General features: G+C 43.5%; 17 protein-coding genes and 1 tRNA gene. 2 read left to right on the forward strand and 16 right to left on the reverse strand.

Annotated features, from left to right (window positions below):
• The first annotated feature begins 24 nt into the window (after window positions 1–24).
• Window positions 25–114 (forward strand) — tRNA-Ser (locus tag FOA19_RS11585).
• A 723-nt stretch (window positions 115–837) separates the two neighbouring features.
• Here the strand turns inward: FOA19_RS11585 and FOA19_RS11590 are convergent.
• The 13 genes from FOA19_RS11590 to FOA19_RS11650 all read right to left on the reverse strand — a co-directional run bounded on the left by FOA19_RS11590 (window position 838) and on the right by FOA19_RS11650 (window position 10,877).
• Window positions 838–1,383, reverse strand: a complete 546-nt coding sequence (locus tag FOA19_RS11590; protein WP_149090982.1) for a hypothetical protein — start codon at window positions 1,381–1,383, stop codon at window positions 838–840.
• 94 nt (window positions 1,384–1,477) lie between these two features.
• Window positions 1,478–1,975 carry a hypothetical protein gene (locus FOA19_RS11595; RefSeq protein WP_149090983.1) on the reverse strand — a complete coding sequence of 166 codons (498 nt, stop codon included), beginning with the start codon at window positions 1,973–1,975 and terminating at the stop codon, window positions 1,478–1,480.
• Window positions 1,975–2,490 carry a YfbU family protein gene (locus FOA19_RS11600; protein ID WP_190300377.1) on the reverse strand — a complete coding sequence of 172 codons (516 nt, stop codon included), beginning with the start codon at window positions 2,488–2,490 and terminating at the stop codon, window positions 1,975–1,977. Before FOA19_RS11600 ends, FOA19_RS11595 begins: the two co-directional genes overlap by 1 nt.
• 79 nt (window positions 2,491–2,569) lie before the next feature.
• Entirely contained in the window at window positions 2,570–3,172 is a 603-nt protein-coding gene (locus FOA19_RS11605; RefSeq protein ID WP_149090985.1) for a hypothetical protein, read from the reverse strand.
• Between the two features lie 240 nt (window positions 3,173–3,412).
• Window positions 3,413–3,865 carry a hypothetical protein gene (locus FOA19_RS11610; RefSeq protein WP_149090986.1) on the reverse strand — a complete coding sequence of 151 codons (453 nt, stop codon included), beginning with the start codon at window positions 3,863–3,865 and terminating at the stop codon, window positions 3,413–3,415.
• Window positions 3,866–3,941: 76 nt separating this feature from the next.
• The gene (locus FOA19_RS11615) at window positions 3,942–4,385 is read right to left on the reverse strand and encodes a hypothetical protein (protein WP_149090987.1); all 444 of its coding nucleotides are present in this window, start codon (window positions 4,383–4,385) and stop codon (window positions 3,942–3,944) included.
• Window positions 4,386–4,504: 119 nt separating this feature from the next.
• The gene (locus FOA19_RS11620) at window positions 4,505–4,957 is read right to left on the reverse strand and encodes a DUF7684 family protein (RefSeq protein WP_149090988.1); all 453 of its coding nucleotides are present in this window, start codon (window positions 4,955–4,957) and stop codon (window positions 4,505–4,507) included.
• 97 nt (window positions 4,958–5,054) lie between these two features.
• Window positions 5,055–5,753, reverse strand: coding sequence for a hypothetical protein (locus tag FOA19_RS11625; RefSeq protein WP_149090989.1), 699 nt, complete (start codon window positions 5,751–5,753; stop codon window positions 5,055–5,057).
• Window positions 5,754–5,851: 98 nt separating this feature from the next.
• Entirely contained in the window at window positions 5,852–6,187 is a 336-nt protein-coding gene (locus FOA19_RS11630) for a DUF2185 domain-containing protein (protein WP_149090990.1), read from the reverse strand.
• A 59-nt stretch (window positions 6,188–6,246) separates the two neighbouring features.
• A complete protein-coding gene (locus FOA19_RS11635; protein WP_149090991.1) occupies window positions 6,247–6,975 on the reverse strand; it encodes a hypothetical protein in 729 nt (242 codons plus the stop codon).
• Between the two features lie 563 nt (window positions 6,976–7,538).
• Window positions 7,539–8,246: a hypothetical protein gene (locus tag FOA19_RS11640; protein ID WP_149090992.1), complete on the reverse strand. Its 708-nt coding sequence runs from the start codon at window positions 8,244–8,246 to the stop codon at window positions 7,539–7,541.
• Between the two features lie 87 nt (window positions 8,247–8,333).
• Window positions 8,334–8,636: a hypothetical protein gene (locus FOA19_RS11645; RefSeq protein WP_149090993.1), complete on the reverse strand. Its 303-nt coding sequence runs from the start codon at window positions 8,634–8,636 to the stop codon at window positions 8,334–8,336.
• Between the two features lie 786 nt (window positions 8,637–9,422).
• On the reverse strand, window positions 9,423–10,877 hold the full coding sequence (locus FOA19_RS11650; protein ID WP_223808856.1) for a tyrosine-type recombinase/integrase: 1,455 nt from the start codon (window positions 10,875–10,877) through the stop codon (window positions 9,423–9,425).
• Between the two features lie 123 nt (window positions 10,878–11,000).
• On the opposite strand from FOA19_RS11650, the gene FOA19_RS11655 reads away from it, so the two are divergent.
• Window positions 11,001–11,378 (forward strand): hypothetical protein, encoded by a 378-nt coding sequence (locus tag FOA19_RS11655; protein ID WP_149091913.1) that lies wholly within the window; start codon window positions 11,001–11,003, stop codon window positions 11,376–11,378.
• Between the two features lie 529 nt (window positions 11,379–11,907).
• On the opposite strand, the gene FOA19_RS11660 is transcribed toward FOA19_RS11655, so the two are convergent.
• The 3 genes from FOA19_RS11660 to FOA19_RS11670 form a co-directional block, all read right to left on the reverse strand.
• Window positions 11,908–13,017 (reverse strand): MBL fold metallo-hydrolase, encoded by a 1,110-nt coding sequence (locus tag FOA19_RS11660; protein WP_149090994.1) that lies wholly within the window; start codon window positions 13,015–13,017, stop codon window positions 11,908–11,910.
• 1,032 nt (window positions 13,018–14,049) lie between these two features.
• Window positions 14,050–15,606 (reverse strand): GH39 family glycosyl hydrolase, encoded by a 1,557-nt coding sequence (locus FOA19_RS11665; protein WP_223808857.1) that lies wholly within the window; start codon window positions 15,604–15,606, stop codon window positions 14,050–14,052.
• 390 nt (window positions 15,607–15,996) lie between these two features.
• Entirely contained in the window at window positions 15,997–16,482 is a 486-nt protein-coding gene (locus FOA19_RS11670; RefSeq protein WP_149090996.1) for a cyclophilin-like fold protein, read from the reverse strand.
• Between the last annotated feature and the right edge of the window lie 157 nt (window positions 16,483–16,639).

The raw sequence follows: 16,639 nt of genomic DNA on the forward strand, positions 1-16,639 counted from the left end.
TGCATTCCGAAAAATACGGACCACGGAGAGGTGTCAGAGTGGTCGAACGAGCACGCCTGGAAAGTGTGTATACTGGTAACGGTATCGAGGGTTCGAATCCCTCCCTCTCCGCCACTACATTGATTAGAACCCTGTAAGTCTAAATCTTACAGGGTTTTTTGTTTTACTTCGGACACATATCGGACACTTTTCATGGGTGTTAGGTTCTTGTATCTACTTAGTAGAATTTAACAACTCATGGCTGGCCAGTCCTAGATCTACCTAAAAAGTAGTAGCTCGTGGTGGAAGACTTTAGTGTTCGGCTTCCTGTTTACCGCAGTTATATTTTGAAAAGCCTTCAATACCTCTTCTTGCAAGCATTTTAAATTAAGACGCATGCATTTCCAACTTCTGCTTACCTACTGAATACCATTTCTTAGAAAGTCCTCTCTGAGGGTGTGTAAGTTTTTGCGCACCTTCCCTTTTTACGCAGCATAGGGCAATGCCCCGGTGGCTTGTATTTGATAGGAGGGGGTATAGGTTCCCAATTGAATTGCCTAGGGTTTGACCGGGTGGGCCAAGTTTTGGCAGGCCTGTTTCCCTGGTTGGCCAAGTTATCCTAGCAATGGCAAGAAGTGCGATCTGCCTTGGAACCAATACTGACCAAACATTCTACAAAGTTGCATGAGCAGTTCGTATCCTAGATACGCGTTGGCCCCGACTTTACCCGATCACACGGTGGTGCTCCTGATGGATAGGACAGCAATAAAGCAAAGGAGTTAGTTAATTCACATAACGGCCGTGGCTCTTGGGTTGAATTAAATTGCAACGGCTTTGCTATAAGGTGGCGAAGCTAACTTATAGGTTTTGTTGTAGGGTGTTGTTCTTGATTTTGTCTTCCAAAAGCAACTTCATTGACCAAAAGTAATCTGATTCGAAGGCGATGGCTCTGATCTCGTCTATTTCAAACTCATGGTCGTATTCCTCTTCCACAGAGCCATCTGCACAAACCATATCGATTTTCAGTCGGTTGCCTGTAACCTGTGATATCTTGCCATAGAAAACCTCAGTCTCGCTGCTGTCCTGAAACTCAAAAAGACCATACCTCTTCTCCGTCCAATTCAACAGGTGAATAGTTGAGCCAAACATGTTAATGTCGTAGCCGAGGCATAATCCACCTGGCAATTCTTCTTTTACACCTTTCAGGTTCAACACCTTCTCTATTGCTGCAGCTCTTGAGGGACGGGATCTTCTTTCTACAAAAGCTTTCCTGTAGAGTTTGAATCCATCCACTTGGTAATCCACAGGAATATACTTCACTAGAACCCATTCATCATTCTCTAATATGACGAGACCTGTTTCTGGTTCTTCCCACGAAGCAATTTGAAATGACTCTACTTTCATAATCTCTATACCCTACAACGGCTAGTGCATGAGACGTGCGAGGCCGTCGGCCGAGGCATGGCTTATGCACCTTGTTACCTGCTGTTTTTCTTTTTTACTCTAGTTCACTATTTCTATTATCTATTACTTTTTTTAATTTAAATATTATGTCATCAATAGAAATTCTAATTTGTTTTCCTGAATCTTTCTTTTCGTTTACAGTTCTTGAATTAGTGAATCTGTTAAGTAGAATGTTTAATTCATCATATACTGCTTGAGTTTCGATTTCTGTTGTTTCCTGCAACAAAGTTCTATTTTCATTAAAACTGAAAATATAATTTTGAAGCAATTCTCCATCTTTCTCGAATTCGACACCCTTTAAACTTCCATTAGACTGAGCTATTGAGTATTTACCAAAAACCTGTTGTAAACGCTTAGAATCATGGAAAATTTGGGCTAAGCTTGTTGTCTTTTGCTTTTTTAATACAGAGTTCTTTGCATTTTCTGCAATAGTTGCTGATGACTTCGCTTTCTTTTCTGCTTTGATAGAAAGGTATGCACTGAAGACTGATACAACAGTTCCAATCAATCCAATTATTGTTGAACTATCCATTAATAAACGTGTATGTCTATTAATTCTGATACCTGCTCTTCAGTTAATTTGTAACTGTAATCAATTTTGAACTGCTTCCATTTCAAGAGCATTTTCCTATACTTAGGTATCATTTCCGAATGACTATTGTAGTAGCCATTGGTAGTTTCTTTAATTTCACCAAATCTATCTAAATCCTCTATAAAATACTTGGTATAAGCCATATACATAGTTTCATGATTCCCATCGAATCCAGGGAATTTAACTTTGCTTAGGGTAAGCTTCGTAGGCTTTTCAATTTGAAGAAACGAATAATGAAATGAAGCATACATGTCAAGAACATCTAAAACAAAGGTGCATTCTTCACTAGACAGCCCATCAGAAAGATGTTCTGTAATCCAAGTGTAGTGCAATTCATACCCATCTTCAATTGCCTTTCTATGATTTGCGTAATAATCCTTTTCTTCTGGATATAACTTTTCAAGTATTTTTAATTGGTAGGAAAGTTGTAGTCTCTCTTTGATGTCAAGTTGCATAATCAGTTTCTTAATTTTATAAATTGCAGGTAACGGACTAGTGTAAACGGCGGCGAAGGCCGTCGGCCTATGCTGGCGTTTACACGTTGTTCTCATTAGTTTTTCTTTTTTGCTTAACAATTATGTTGCAAATTCTTTCTGAATCTGGGTTCTCTGGTTTATAATAAAGGTTGTCGAAACTTATAGCTGATTTATTTTTTTGAAGTTCAGTCTTTACATAAGCTGTCAACTGTTCTTCACTATCAGGTGCTAAACCAATGTAGTCGAAATAAACAATGTTCTTTTCTTGAAACTCACAAATCACCGCAAATACTTTTTGGTGTCCAGACCCTAAGTTCTTGACTTTCCAATATGGGTTTAGTTCAAAAAATGAGAGCTTCTCTATAATTGAAACTGTGTCCAGCCCGTATTTGTCTCTCAGATGATTCCTTAACGTTTTTGGTTGAATATAATCGGAGAAGCTTCTTTTCACTCTTAATGGTGCCATTTTAGCTTTCTCGCCACTCCGTTGATTGGACTGTATCGCTTCTATTATTTTACTTGGCACCCAATATCCATCAGTATCTGTCTTTGATTGTGGGACAAACTCAATCCAGAACCTAATCATTTCTCCTTTACTTAAAGCAAATGCAGGAATCTCAAAATTCTTTAGAATGAATCCCTGATTTTGGATAAGCTTCATATTATAAATTAATGAGAACGGCCTCGTGTAAACGACGCCGAAGGCCGTCGGCCGAGGTGAGGTTTACACATTGTTGTGGCAAGTTTTTATTTGCAAAGTCAACCGATTTTATTTTACTAAGATATGAGTAAAAAAATATTGAGGCTTTGTTAGCACACTAAGTTAGTAGAAGTCTTATTTAATGTTTTTAAATTTAAATACAGTCAGAGCATTATTCATGAATTGCTCTGACTCAATTGCCTACCTTTCAAGTTCTGGGAGTTTATTTTTACTAACTTCTAAAAAGTCTTCTTTTATCTTATCCCAAACGTACTTGTCCTGCTCTATATCATATACAGATAAGACTTGAATTTTAGAGTCGAGCAACGTTTTGAAAGGCAAATTCTCGTATTCTTTTTCTATACTAAGCCCCTCTGGGCATTTAAAATAAAAAATCTGGTCAAAATCATCATATAGAAGTGTATTGCCCTCTTCAATAACTTGGCGAAAAGTTTTTGAAATTGTAATCCCATTATATTCACCAGCATAAGTTGATACTAAGTCTATAATCCCTGAATCATTTACTCTTATTTTTAAATTTTCTAGTTCATATTTGTTAGAATCCAACTTTTTAAGACTAGAGTAGAGGGGGCTATCAGTCAGTCTATCTCCTAATTTAAATTCACCTATTCTCTTTCCAGGAACTATTTCCATATTTTTAAAATTTGCCACAACGGATAGTATAAAAAACGTGCTCGGCCGTCGGCCGAAGCATGGAATTTATACAGTGTTAGTGGCTGTTATTTTTTAAAGTTATATCAATGTTTTTTACACTGCCATCACCTTTGTGAGTAAGCAGGATTGAATCTGTCTCAAATTTTAAAAGCCCGAAAGTTTCTTTAGTTTTTCCGTCTATTAAAGTTATAGTACTGTCGCTGTTGATCCAGTTTCCAACCAGCACCTTTGAGTTATTATGGTTGATGAAAAACCTTCCATTCTTCTCTAATTCTAAATTTATTTTAGTTGTCCCTTCTGAGTCTAAACCAAGAAGGTTATTAAGAATCGGGTTAATGTCATTATCTTTTTTGTTTCCATCAAAATTACAGTTGGAGGTGAAATCAGCTTTCCATCCGTCCACTGTCCACATTTCTGTATTATGTGATAAATCTTCAGTAATCTCCTTGCAGCTAATTAGAAAGAAAGTGAAGCAAATTCCCATTAACGCTATTTTCATATTCAATTGCTGATGTTCTACTTTGTTTTGCTCTTATTGCCACTAACGGCTTGTATAAACGACGCCGAAGGCCGTCGGCCGAGGTGACATTTATACCTTGTTACGCGACGTTTTTCTTGCTATTTTTCTGATTCTTTAATTATTTTTTCAAGGAACGTTTCAACCCTTGGCATTTCCAATCCGTCCGTCATGTCAAGGATTACCACTTCCTTGATTTCAATTTCTTCAGAATAGGCGGCAAATAAGGCAAACCATATTTCTTCCTCAATATCAATATCCCAAGTAGTGATTATCGAGTGCTTTGGCAAGTATGGCTTTTCTATTTCACTCTCTCTAAAAGTTATTTCCTCGTCAATTAAATCATGCACAAGTTCTGCTTGTTTTCCCATTGTGCAAACATATCCGACATCATTATTTATAATTTTATTAATGACTTCGTCGATGTATCTTCTAGGTTTGTCATTTACCACCATTGCGCACAGCCATTCCTTGTTTGGAAGTTGGTCCAACCAGTTTTTTTCTGTGCTGTATCCGACAATTTTAACTTTTCGGTTGTTTATGAGCTCTACCAAGTTCAATCTTTAAATGACGCGTAACGGTTAGTATAAAAGACGGCGAGGCCGTCGGCCGAAGCTGACTTTTATACAGTGTTACCTGTTTGTTATTTTTTTAAAACACGGAATCTTCTAAGTTCATATTCATTTTTACTTTACCCTCTCTGATAGAATAGTAAACAAATTCATCTGTTGTTTTAGACTTGTAACCAAAACTATCTTCGTCTATCCACTTGCAATTGGCTGCTATCTTGTAAGAACTGTCCCACCAGTACCAATTCTTTTTATTGAATAGTACTGATTCACTTGTGCCCCCTTCTGTTGTAATTCGTACTTTCAAGGAAGCTTTGTCTTCTGTCTTTGCCAATACTGCCACTCCACTGCTTTTCCTGTTTGTAGATTTCTTTTCCTTTTGAGGCTTCTCAAACACAAAGTCGGAGTTGAGAATAGAGCTGTAGGCTGATTCAAAAACTGATTTATCCCAACTTAATGTGCCTGCAGCCTCCATAACAGTGTTATGAATCAAATCAAGGAGGTAACGATATTGCTCTTTTTTAGTGAGTCGAAGGTACTGTTCTTCATTCATTGTGGTAGAGAGCGTGCAGATAGCTCCAAAGTACCAAGGCTCCTGTAAAAACATTGCTTCTTTAATATGAATGCAAATCCTGCCTGTTTTAGGTGGTTTGTATCCTGCTAAAGAGTTGTGATAGTAGTCCGAGATAAAATTCACCGCTTTTCTGAATTCCCAATCAAAAGGAGTGTCCTTGATTTTGGTCCCGTCGTAGTAAACTGTAATGTCGGTTAAAGGCCACATTGTTTCATAATTATAATGACAGGTAACGGCCGCGTGCATGCCGAGCCTGAAGCGATCGCGAAGGTTGGGTATGCATTGTGTTGAGTGTTGATGTTTTTTTATTCTTCTACTACTTTGAAATAGTTTGTTCCTTCAACCCGTTCAAGTTCTGTTCCTTCTTCCATTTCTAAGTATGGAATAATAGAAGGGTCATAATTTGCAATTGTATTAACGTCATAGATTGCTAAGTTATTTGCATCGTCCACATACTCCTGTGTTTCTGTGCCAGAATAGAACCTCCATCCGCAATCATGCTCAAAATCTGGTTCTTCTCGATACATAAAGACTACTGGCAAGCCTTCTACTGTAATTTTATCAGAAGCAATACATCCACCCATAGGGGTTATCAGCTGCTTTATCTGACCACCTTCCAGTTTAAATTTCTTTTCTTTCATGATTTTATTTACACTCAACGGATTGGGCTAAAAAGCGCTTTAGTGCTTTTTAGGTGTGGTTAGCGGCAGTATTTCTTTATATATTTTTTGTTGAAATGGACTGGGAATGATATTGTTCCGTTTATGGCAATTCCATCATAGGTCGCAGGTTCTAATTTAGGAAAAGTGCTTATAATCCTTAATAATTCCACTTCTGCCTCAAGATTAGCCATAAATTCTATTTTATTCTTATAAATTTCTCCGGCTTCATTTACAAACAAAGTAACATAAGGGATGGGGTAGTCCTTTATATTAAATTTTTTTATAAGCTTCTCATCCATTTCACAATAGATTAATTTAATCAAACCCGCATATCCTTTAGAATAAGTAACATCTCGGTCACCTTTACCCAATTTATCTAAATTTTTAGCTTCTAATTTTGTCCTTTCAAAAATATCTTCTCCGAATTTGATTTTGATAATAGGTATAACATAGCTACTGTAACAATCATAAAATTCGCTTGTTTTACCATCTACAACTAGGCAATGAATATTATATTTCTTCAATAATATTCTGGAAAAGGTCTTTGACTTACCTTGCCCATCATTTCTCAAAACAAGTTTGTATTTATTGTTACTAATGTCTCGTTGTGCAGCCTTTTGAGCTGTTTTGCAAGGATTTATTCCAATTACAGTTGAGTCTTCGGCATAATCGTAAACTTCTATATTAACGATAGAAGTAGATATTGTATCCTGTGCTTGGAGGTTCCAACTTATTAAAATCAAAAATACAAATTTGAATACCTTCATTTATTAATAATTGCCGCTAACGGCCTCGTGTAAAAGGTCGGCTGGGAGACTGAAACGCAGTTTCACGTCGGACGGCTGACCGCTTACAGGTAGAGATGGAACGTCGGCCGCGAGGAAACCCAGCTGCCTTTTACACATTGTTACCCGCTGTTGTTCTTTTACTTCTGCTTCTCCAGCAGATTCCTCTTTTCCTAGTTTTGCTCTGATTTCGGAAAAAGAGGTCAGAAACGCAACTCTTTCTTTTTTGTCAATTCCCGATTCTGTCGGTCAGATTCGGTGTTTTCCGTTTTTGGCCTTTTTTCAGGAAATCAGCCCGAAAACGCCCGCAGGTTCGTCCGTCCGTTTGCTCGCATTGATGATAAAATCTTCCCGCACATTTTGCGTCCGTCGGTTTGGCGTTGCTGAGACTAATCTAATTCTTTTTCTTATTTCTGAAGTCGGCAAGGTTTTCCTGCGCGATTCCAGAATTTAAATTTATCAATTGCGGGTAACGGCCTCGTGCATGAGGCGTGCTAGGCCGTCGGCCGTAGCATGACTTATGCACAATGTTGGGTGGTGTAATTTTATTTTAGTGTTAAGCTATTCAGTATTTCCTTTAATTCACTTCTACTAATCTTTACTGTGCCGCTTGTAAATAGAGCTAACTGTTTCCAGCAATGGTATTCATTGTCTTCTATACAGCTGTTTCTGTTTATCATGTATACCCCTGCGTCGTGCTTATCCAGTTCATTAGGAATGAAAACCCTCTTGAAAGTCGAATCTGTGGTTGATACGGTAAAATCATGCTGTAAAAGCTCTTTGGGTAGTCGAAACTCATATTCCAAAGTAGAATCTTTTATGGCAAAATATCGCCTGTAGAGGTCGCGGTCTATATTCAAAGAACAGGAATCACTATTGATGCATTCTCTGGCCTTATAAGTTGCTAAATAAGTGGAGTCATCCTTTTTTACTACAGATTCAAGAGTTGGACTTGGTTTTAATATGGAGAACAAGGGGCCAAATGATTCATCCATATGCCACTCTTCCAATTGAATGTACTCTTCAGGTGATAGAGTTAGCTTCGGGGAGTAAGCGCCATATTCAAAGGTAAATTCAAACCCATCACCAATTATTTTTGCTCTATAGGAATCAACGCTTTCCTGCGGTTGTACTTTGCTTCCCTTAGGTACAGTAATGGTGAACTCACCTAAATCCATAGTCTGCCAAACACCAGGCTTAGGGGATATGCAGGAAGAAAGACCTAAGAGAAGTATGGCACCTATTATTTTCATTTGTTTTTTATACCACCCAACGTCTAGTGCATGAGACGTGCTAGGCCGTCGGCCGTAGCATGGCTTATGCACCTTGTTGTGCGACGTTCATTTTTCAAACGTTATTTTTAATGTAGCATCTCTGCCAGAACTAAAGTCTATCATTAAATCATTAGAAGTGGTTCTTTGGTATAATTCGATTTCAGGTGCGATATTTTCTGTCCCTGCCCAACAAGCAACGAACTCAACCTTTTCACCACGCTCACATAAGTCTTTTATCAATGAGTAGAGTTTTTGCGTGTCTTCCGCAAAGGCATTGTCATGGCTGATTGTTTCTTCAATTTCTTCAATGTTGTCTTCATGTTGGAAGTAATCCCTGTACTCTTCTGGCACATGCTTACTTCTTTTCATAGCATTCCTTATCCCAAAGCTAATTTCTTCTGGAATAGCGTCTATGCCGAATCCACAACCGCATCCTTCTCTTCTGTGCCAACAAAATAGATATTCTCTGTAGTAAAAGTCGTAGGTGAAAATTCAGTTTTATCTGCCTTTTCTAGGAAGAACTCTGGGTTTCCTTGGTCAAACATTATTTCTGACAAAGCTACATCAGTCCCTATATAGCACATTACGCACATAGAATTCTTTTATTTTGAATGACGCACAACGGGCCGCGGCTAAATGCTGGGCGAGGCGTCGGCCGAGACTGGCATTTAGCTGATGTTGTGCGCCGGTGACCTTACACGCATTGCCACTTTCCCGTTTTTCCCTCTTTTCGGGAAAACAGAGCAAAAACAGTTTGTCTACGATTCCAGCTTTTATTTTTTCCCTTTATCCGCTTTTGGGCTAATTTCCGGAAAACAAGCCGGAAACGCAATTCTGTCTTTTCGGTCAACTTTCGCGCATTGCTGATAAACTCTACTGCTCAAACGCAACGAAAACTTAACTTCTGCCGAGCCTTTAAATTCGTCCGGAGGTCATCTTCTGGGGTAGGGATTTGGTGCTTCTTCTTTGGTTGCGGATGAAAACTCTCTCACTGGCGCACAACTACTGTGTATAAGGAGCAGTTCCGGTTATTGGTACTTTGGTTGGAGTCACGGATACTACTTCCCGCCGCCCCATTCTACCATATTTCGGCCCTAAACATTTTCGCAAAATACAACTTTCCACAATATACCTGCTAGTGAATATAGCCATTACTCACAGATTGTCCAGCGGGCTGGTTATACCCTGTAGGCCGTGGCTGGTGATGTGGGTGTAGATCTCGGTGGTCTTGCTGGACCTGTGCCCCAGCAGCGCCTGTATGTAGCGCAGGTCAGTCCCCTGCTCCAGCAGGTGGGTGGCAAAGGAGTGGCGGAGGGAGTGGGGCGTGGCCTTCCTCTCTACCCCGGATTTGGACAGGCAGGCGTTGAACACGTGGCGGATGCTGTCAGCGGTGTACTGGCCGCCCTGCGGTCCCTCGAAGAGCCATACCTTAGGCCGGTGCTCCCGGTAATAGGCCCTCAGGCTCTCCAGCAGCTTCTTGGAGAGCAGGGTGGTGCGGTCCTTCTGGCCCTTGCCGCCCCTAATCAGCAGCAGGTTTCGCTCCTTCTGCACGTCCGTTATCCTCAGGTTAATAACCTCGCCAATCCGGAGCCCTCCGGCGTAAAGCAACTGCAGCAGGCAACGGTGCTTCAGGTTCTGGGTGGCCGAGAGAATTTTGGCCACTTCTTCCTTGCTGAGGACCGTAGGCAGCCGCTCCGCTTTCCCCGGCCGCTCCACCTGGCTCAGGTCCAGCCCGTGGCGGCCCAGCACCCGCTGGAAGTAGAACTTGACGGCGTTGATGCTCTGGTTGACAAAGGAGAAGGAGTATGCCTGGCTCTGCACCATCTGCCGGTGGTAGCGGTTTACCTCCTCTGACGCGAAGGCGTTGATCTCCTCCAGCCCTTGTTCCCGATGGGTGTTCAGGAAACGCACCAGCAGGGAGTGGTAGGTGCGGATGGTGCTCAGGGAGTAGTTCAGCAGTTGCAGCTTCTCCAGGTAAGCCAGTGGGCAGGTGAGATAGCCGACGTCCTTGCGGTAGGTCTGTTCCCACAGCCGGCGCATCACGGCCATGTCCTTCACCTTCACCGTCCCGGCCAACCAGACGCACGCTGTGCTTTCCAGGCAGTCCAGGAGTCGGTGCATCTCCCCCGAGCCGGTTCCCAGAGCAAAGCACCGCTCCTCCGGGAGCCACACACAGGAATCACCAGCCTTCAGCTTCCGGTAAATACCGGCATCATAGGCAAAACTCACCTGCAGTACCTCTTTCCCTTGGTGCAGCAGTGGCTGCAGGCGCACTACCGGCAGGTCTGGCAGCTTTCCAAGCGGCTCCGCGTGCCTGCTTTCCCCTTTCACCGTCGCACCCAAGTCCGGGCGCAGCCGCCTGGGCCGGTTCAGGTAGCGCGTGTCCACCAGGGCGATCCCTTGGAAGGCCTGGTGCAGCCGCTCGACGGTCTGCGGGGTCCTTTGTGCTACGTAGCACTTGTAGGTCTTGCTGTATTTGGCCGCGCCGCACTCCTTCAGCCTTCTTGAGATGCGCGGGTTCGGCTTGTGCCAGATGCGGATGAAGGGCTTACCCGCATGCTCCAGGGGGTTGAGGTACAGGACAGGGGCGGAGGTAGTTTGCTGGTACATAGTTCTTTGGCTTTAAAGTACCAATGTAGCACCCAGCGCAGACTTAGCCGTAAACTACCCGTATATGTCCGTATGTATCCGGATAATCCGGGTATAAGCGCATATATTCGGATAATAGCGCATATGGTTGAAAAAGGGAAATTATGCGGCCACTGCGGGGAGCCCCTCGCGGGCCGGGCGGACAAGCGGTTCTGCTCCGACCAGTGCCGGGCAAGGTCTGGGAACAAACGGAAGTTGGAGGACCGGGGCGAGCGACTGATTCGGGAGGTGAACAATGCCCTGCGCCGGAACCGGCTCATACTGCAGCGGTTCAGCCCCGAGGGAAAGACCACCCTCCGGCGGGAGGCGCTACTGCAGGCGGGGTTCGACTTTCGGTATTTCACCCACCTCTACCGCACTCAGAAGGGCAGCACCTACCACTTCTGCTACGACTACGGCTACCTGCTGCTCCCCGAGGAGAAGATGCTCATCGTCAACCACCAGGCCTATATGGACAGGTAAGAAGCCCATAATCATCCATATGGTTAACTGAGAATTATTCGCATATCTTATAATGCCTCTTATGTTAATTGAAGGGTCAGAATGACCCAGAAATTGGAAGGAGGGGTATAAGTAATTGTAGCTTGTATTTTGAGGGCGGGGGGAGTGTTCCCCTGATAGAAAAGCCCTAGCTAAGAACTAGTGGGTCGGTTTTTGGATTGGCACCTTTTTGAATGAGTTCAATAGCGCAGAAAGTGCCACCTCCTCTTGAAAGTGTTGTTTGCCGGTTCATCACCCGATAAAGATGAGTAGCAGCCTTCTTTGTTAAGCGCATACGTAATGATTGAGCCATTTGTATGATTTCCTTCGCAGCTACTATTTGCTATACTTGAGGCGAATGTAGGCTACAATACCTGGTCAAATAAACTGCAAACGGGATAGCTGAAGTAGGGTTGTTTTGAAATAAAAATGCTTACGCATAAGTCTACCAAAGCTCATATCTTGAACTCAAAAACCTCGTAAAAATAGTCTGCTTGCTTTTATGACACAATCAATTCAGCATCCACCATTCTGTTGTCTTGGTTTCTCCCGGGATTACTTTCTGACCCATCACGGGGGTTAATAGTTCTATTTTGCTCTGCGCGGCCAGATCAGCCACCATCTTGATAGATTCATTCCATGAGTGTAACGCCAAATCAAAGGTAGAGAAATGGATTGGGAACAGGATTCTGGCATTTACATCCTGGCAAGCTTTGATAACCTGCTCCGGGAAAAGATGGGTGTTTGGCCATCCATTATTCCACGCATCTATCTCCATAAAAGCTATGTCAAAGGGACCGTATTTGCTGCCTATCTCCTTTAAATGCTCTCCGTAGCCCGTATCGCCGCTCCAGTACACGTTCTTCTCTTTCCCCTTTATCACATAGGAAGCCCAAAGCGTCTTGTTTCGGTCATTGTAACTTCTCCCTGAGTAATGCACCGTAGGGCAGGCTGTTATACTCAGTAGTCCATGAGTTACCGACTGGTACCAACCCAGTTCGGTGATTTTGTTTTTCGGGACTCCCCAGCCCTGTAACCTGGTTCCCACAGCTAGCGGTGCGATGAACTGAATGTCCTTATCGGCCAGAAACTTTATGGTTTCTGCTTCTAAGTGATCATAGTGATCATGGGTGATGATGACCACATCAATGTCCGGGAGTTCCTCCCTAAGCATAGGGGACACACTCATCCTTTTGGCAATCATAGGTAAAGGACCCGCATTCCCAAACACCGGATCGATCAGAACACGGTGGCCGTCAAGCTCAATGATAGCTGTGGAATGCCCTAACCAATAGGCCGCAAAAGAAGAAGGCACTTCCGGGAAATCCTTTTTCGAAAGCATGCGTTTGGGCAACTCAGACTTTGGGGCATTGGGAGAGGTTTTGAAAAATCTCGCAAAACCAGAGTTTCCTCCAGTTACCTTTTCAGCGTAATAGACTATCTCTTTGGGGCTAACGAATTCATCTTTCCCAGGTGAATAATATGGGATTTTGGAATATTCACCTTTGCGCTCCTCCTGGGAGTCTACCTTGCCCAATTGATTATTGACATAGCAACCAGTTACGCCTATAGCAAGGAGCAGTGCTATGGCTATAAAACTTAAAATATATTTCCTTTTCATTCTGAGGTTCTTGTACTTTCTGTGCTACTAAAAGAAGTGGGCGCCCAAAAGGTTTGAACGGCATTCTACAAAGTAGGATGGCAATGAATTTCAAACTTAAAAATTCATATGGTATTTCAGCCATATCAAACCATTTTGTAACAGCTTTACATCCGTTACTTGCAGATAAGTTGAGGGACTTCTTTGCAGCTATCCTCCTGCCTTACAAGGAATCGGCGTTGTCCATGGTTAAGGGAAAGTAACCTCTTTGTTTCTAAAGCTCTTTTTCAATACATGAGCCCCAGATTTTTTGTAAAACCTCGATTTGCCACTCTTAGGGATATCAGTAGAGCATTAGACCCTAACTTACTTATCTATAATAAGATGAGTAAGACTCACTTTATAATAGATAAGGGTTAACAGGTAAACTCAGAAGACCATGCTGGTTTTCTGGTTAGTTTTAAAAAACATAGGGAAAACGCTGCGACAATTTTTGTTTGTTCAAACTATCTACAAGCCGCATTGGAAGTATCACTCATCACGACGCCTACAGGATTGGCGGAATCCAGGGTGGAAGGCGGGGTAGTGCTGTCAATCTGGGGAGAACTAGAACGTTCCCCACTTTTCCCGCAGGCCGTGAAAACCCCAACCAGGGTGAGAACCGTCAAAATCTTCTCATAGAGTATGTTTTTCCTTTTGAATTTGTCTTAACCAAAAAGGTTGCCGTGTTTCACCAAATGGGTTGCCCACACCTTATCCATGTATTTGTGCTTAGCACTGTTCACTGGTTTAATCCTTTGAATACCAAATGATCAGGCCGGGATGATTTTAAAGACGGAATGGGAACGATATAGTAATCGTTCCCATTCCGCAGAATACTGGGGTTTATGTAATCCACCTAGAATACAGGATTTAGAAAACCTCTACTGTTTCCTCCTTGGTTTTCCCTTGGCTCTCCGCTTTTAGGTATAGGCGACCAAAGAGAAAAGTATTATCAAGAAGGTAGGTTTCATATTATCATAAAGGAGCAGAGACCCGGTCTTACAAAACTGATTATGGTAATTTCCTGAGGGAGAAAAGACAAACATCATTTTCTCTCAGCGGAACTTCTTTTTTGAATTGCCCCGAGGCCCCAATCTTGATTAACTCTGAGGAGAGAGGGCTTCCATCGGTTTGCTTTTTCAGGAAAGCCACCTGTTCTCTGGTTAACTGACTCGGTTTGTTCAACTGGTAATAGGCTGTGTAGGGATCATTTTGCTTGTAGCCTATTTTATAGGTTTCAAGGTAGTAATCCCCCGCAGGTATGCCGGAGAGTTCAACCGTGACTTTTCCTTTGCTTTTGGAAGGCAGGTCCTTCACATAGTAATCCTGGTTGTTGACTTTGGCAGGAAGGGTATAGGAAAAGTCCCACAGCAAGACCTGCATATCGCCGTTGCTGCTCTTGCACACCCAGGACAAGCTATCACTATTCTGTAACTCCGTCTCGCCCAGTTTGTTCATGAAAGAGAAGGCATGGTAGGCGGGCTTTTTGATGCCCTGCGTGTTCATCAAGCCGAACCCTCCGTGGAAGGGGGTGACCCTTGGCGCGGCTTCTTCGAAAATATCCGTGAAAACCCAGTAAGACATGGAGTTGGCGGTTTTCCCTACCTGCTTCATTTTCTCTAGTATGTAGGGAGCCTGGTGGTAGCTGTCATGGATCGGGTCTGAGGGTGTGTAGGAGGAACTCCATTCGGTGTAGTGGAGCTCTAGGTTAGGCATGGTGGAATTGGAGATCTCTTTCCGCGAATTAATCACATCTCTGCTCACGCTCAGCCTGTCTTTGCTTAGAACAGTGCCGGCGCTTCCGAACTCATCAAGGAAGCCCTGGTCAACCCCGTAGGAATGGGTGCTTATGAAATCAAGCGGCACGCCGTTCTTCTGGCAGTATTCTATCATCTCGGGTTCCCATGCGGCTCCTGCAGTGCCGGGACCGCCCACCTTGTATTGGGCATTCACGCTCTTGATAGCGGTGGCGGCATGTTTATAAAGTTTGAAATAGTCGGCTTGCGAACCGGCCCAGAAACCATCCAGGTTAGGTTCGTTCCAAACTTCAAAGTACCAGGTTTTCACTTCCTCCGCCCCGTACCTCTCCGTGAAATGAAGGGTCAGGTCTTTAATGAGGCCTTCCCATTTGCTGTAATCCTTAGGTGGGGTCACGTTCCCCCTCCACCAGAAAATGGTCTTATCCCCGCTGGCCAAGGCAGAAGGCATGAAACCCAGCTCCACGAACGGCTTCATGCCTGTCTCAATAATATTATCGTACAAGGCATCAATGTACTGGTAGTTGTAGACAGGGTTGCCGTTCCGATCTTCCCTGTAAACCGCCATGTCATCGGTCAGCAGCCCGTGCATTCGGATGTACTTGAAACCACATTCCTCCTTAGTCACCCGCAGCTGCTGTTGCCAGTCTGCCCTTAAGCCTTCGTTTGCCCGACCGGCACCGATGCATTCCTTGAACATCTGGCTGAGCGGGCCTTTTTCCTTCCGGAAGTCTGCCGATATGACTCTGTTTCGTCCTTTTCTTCCATTCTGGGCAAAGGCAGTTGTGTTAGAGGCTAATACTGCAAGCAAGCAGCAAATCACTAATTTAAACCTCATGCGGTAGTTCTGTTTTCCAGGTGAGGACTGTAAAATTTTCTTCATTAAATATTTATTTAGTTTTTGGGATTGTCTTGGTTAAACAGGTTGCCGGGTGTTCTGGAGGAAGGAGTGGTCATACTCCCACTTGCCTGTCGGCTTGTACAGCGCATCCGCAACCGCCGCAAAAATAGCGGGGAACAACGGTTCGCCCAAGCGGTCATATTTGCCTCATTTTTCACAAAATGGATCTCAATCGCTTCGGGCCTCGCTGTGCCGGATCAGGGGTAGGTGTCGAAGTTGAATTTCTGGGGCGCACCGTCCCGGAGGGTCATCCCGCCGTGAAGGGCATTGCCGATTCGGTCGATGATTCCTCCTTGCCCTTTATTCCAGTTCAAACGTGATGGTTACATCCCTTGATCCCAACGCAGCCGCAAGCCCTGCCGGATCATTGACGCGGCCCAGCCTAGTATAGCTGTAGGAAGTGGGGAAAGTTTTGTAGAAAAGCACCAAGGTCCTGGAGCCGTATAGCATCAGGTCGCCTGTTTGGATAGTGCCAGGATTGGCCGCGTTGGTCGGCAGACCGTCAGAGAAATCATAATACTTCTCGTTGCTGTTCAGGTCGCGCATGTTGATGGTCAGCGGCAGCAAGGCCTTGAAAGCGGTTGCCGAAGCATTATCATACAGTGTGGCCGTGAAGGTACTGGTACCGAATCTTATCTTCATCTTACTGCCTGTTGGATTAAGGGTGTCGTTTCCGTTGGTGTTTCCCGCTTCAGGAATGCTGGTCTCTGAAGGATCTTCATTGCAGGAGGCAAAACCTGCAGAAAGGAACAGAAGGGAGAAAATGATAATCAGTGATAACTTCATCGCATTTATGGATTAAAAGCCTTTGAATTAATTAATGCTGCATTGTCAACGCTGGTAACTGTGGCATATAGCTGATCATTCATCTACCCGCCTGTGAAGGAACCCTCTTCAGAATCTTGCATGGATTTGGTGTATTCTTTTACAGAAAGGGGGAGAC

Source organism: Rufibacter hautae, from assembly GCF_008271695.1.
Lineage (GTDB): Bacteria > Bacteroidota > Bacteroidia > Cytophagales > Hymenobacteraceae > Nibribacter > Nibribacter hautae.

Excerpts from the sequence above, each read along its gene's own strand:
- FOA19_RS11635 (WP_149090991.1), bottom strand. The coding sequence starts at position 6,975 with ATGAAGGTATTCAAATTTGTATTTTTGATTTTAATAAGTTGGAACCTC.
- FOA19_RS11655 (WP_149091913.1), top strand. The coding sequence starts at position 11,001 with ATGGTTGAAAAAGGGAAATTATGCGGCCACTGCGGGGAGCCCCTCGCG.
- FOA19_RS11605 (WP_149090985.1), bottom strand. The coding sequence starts at position 3,172 with ATGAAGCTTATCCAAAATCAGGGATTCATTCTAAAGAATTTTGAGATT.
- FOA19_RS11645 (WP_149090993.1), bottom strand. The coding sequence starts at position 8,636 with ATGAAAAGAAGTAAGCATGTGCCAGAAGAGTACAGGGATTACTTCCAA.
- FOA19_RS11610 (WP_149090986.1), bottom strand. The coding sequence starts at position 3,865 with ATGGAAATAGTTCCTGGAAAGAGAATAGGTGAATTTAAATTAGGAGAT.
- FOA19_RS11650 (WP_223808856.1), bottom strand. The coding sequence starts at position 10,877 with ATGTACCAGCAAACTACCTCCGCCCCTGTCCTGTACCTCAACCCCCTG.
- FOA19_RS11630 (WP_149090990.1), bottom strand. The coding sequence starts at position 6,187 with ATGAAAGAAAAGAAATTTAAACTGGAAGGTGGTCAGATAAAGCAGCTG.
- FOA19_RS11670 (WP_149090996.1), bottom strand. The coding sequence starts at position 16,482 with ATGAAGTTATCACTGATTATCATTTTCTCCCTTCTGTTCCTTTCTGCA.
- FOA19_RS11625 (WP_149090989.1), bottom strand. The coding sequence starts at position 5,753 with ATGTGGCCTTTAACCGACATTACAGTTTACTACGACGGGACCAAAATC.
- FOA19_RS11600 (WP_190300377.1), bottom strand. The coding sequence starts at position 2,490 with ATGCAACTTGACATCAAAGAGAGACTACAACTTTCCTACCAATTAAAA.
- FOA19_RS11660 (WP_149090994.1), bottom strand. The coding sequence starts at position 13,017 with ATGAAAAGGAAATATATTTTAAGTTTTATAGCCATAGCACTGCTCCTT.
- FOA19_RS11595 (WP_149090983.1), bottom strand. The coding sequence starts at position 1,975 with ATGGATAGTTCAACAATAATTGGATTGATTGGAACTGTTGTATCAGTC.
- FOA19_RS11590 (WP_149090982.1), bottom strand. The coding sequence starts at position 1,383 with ATGAAAGTAGAGTCATTTCAAATTGCTTCGTGGGAAGAACCAGAAACA.
- FOA19_RS11615 (WP_149090987.1), bottom strand. The coding sequence starts at position 4,385 with ATGAAAATAGCGTTAATGGGAATTTGCTTCACTTTCTTTCTAATTAGC.
- FOA19_RS11640 (WP_149090992.1), bottom strand. The coding sequence starts at position 8,246 with ATGAAAATAATAGGTGCCATACTTCTCTTAGGTCTTTCTTCCTGCATA.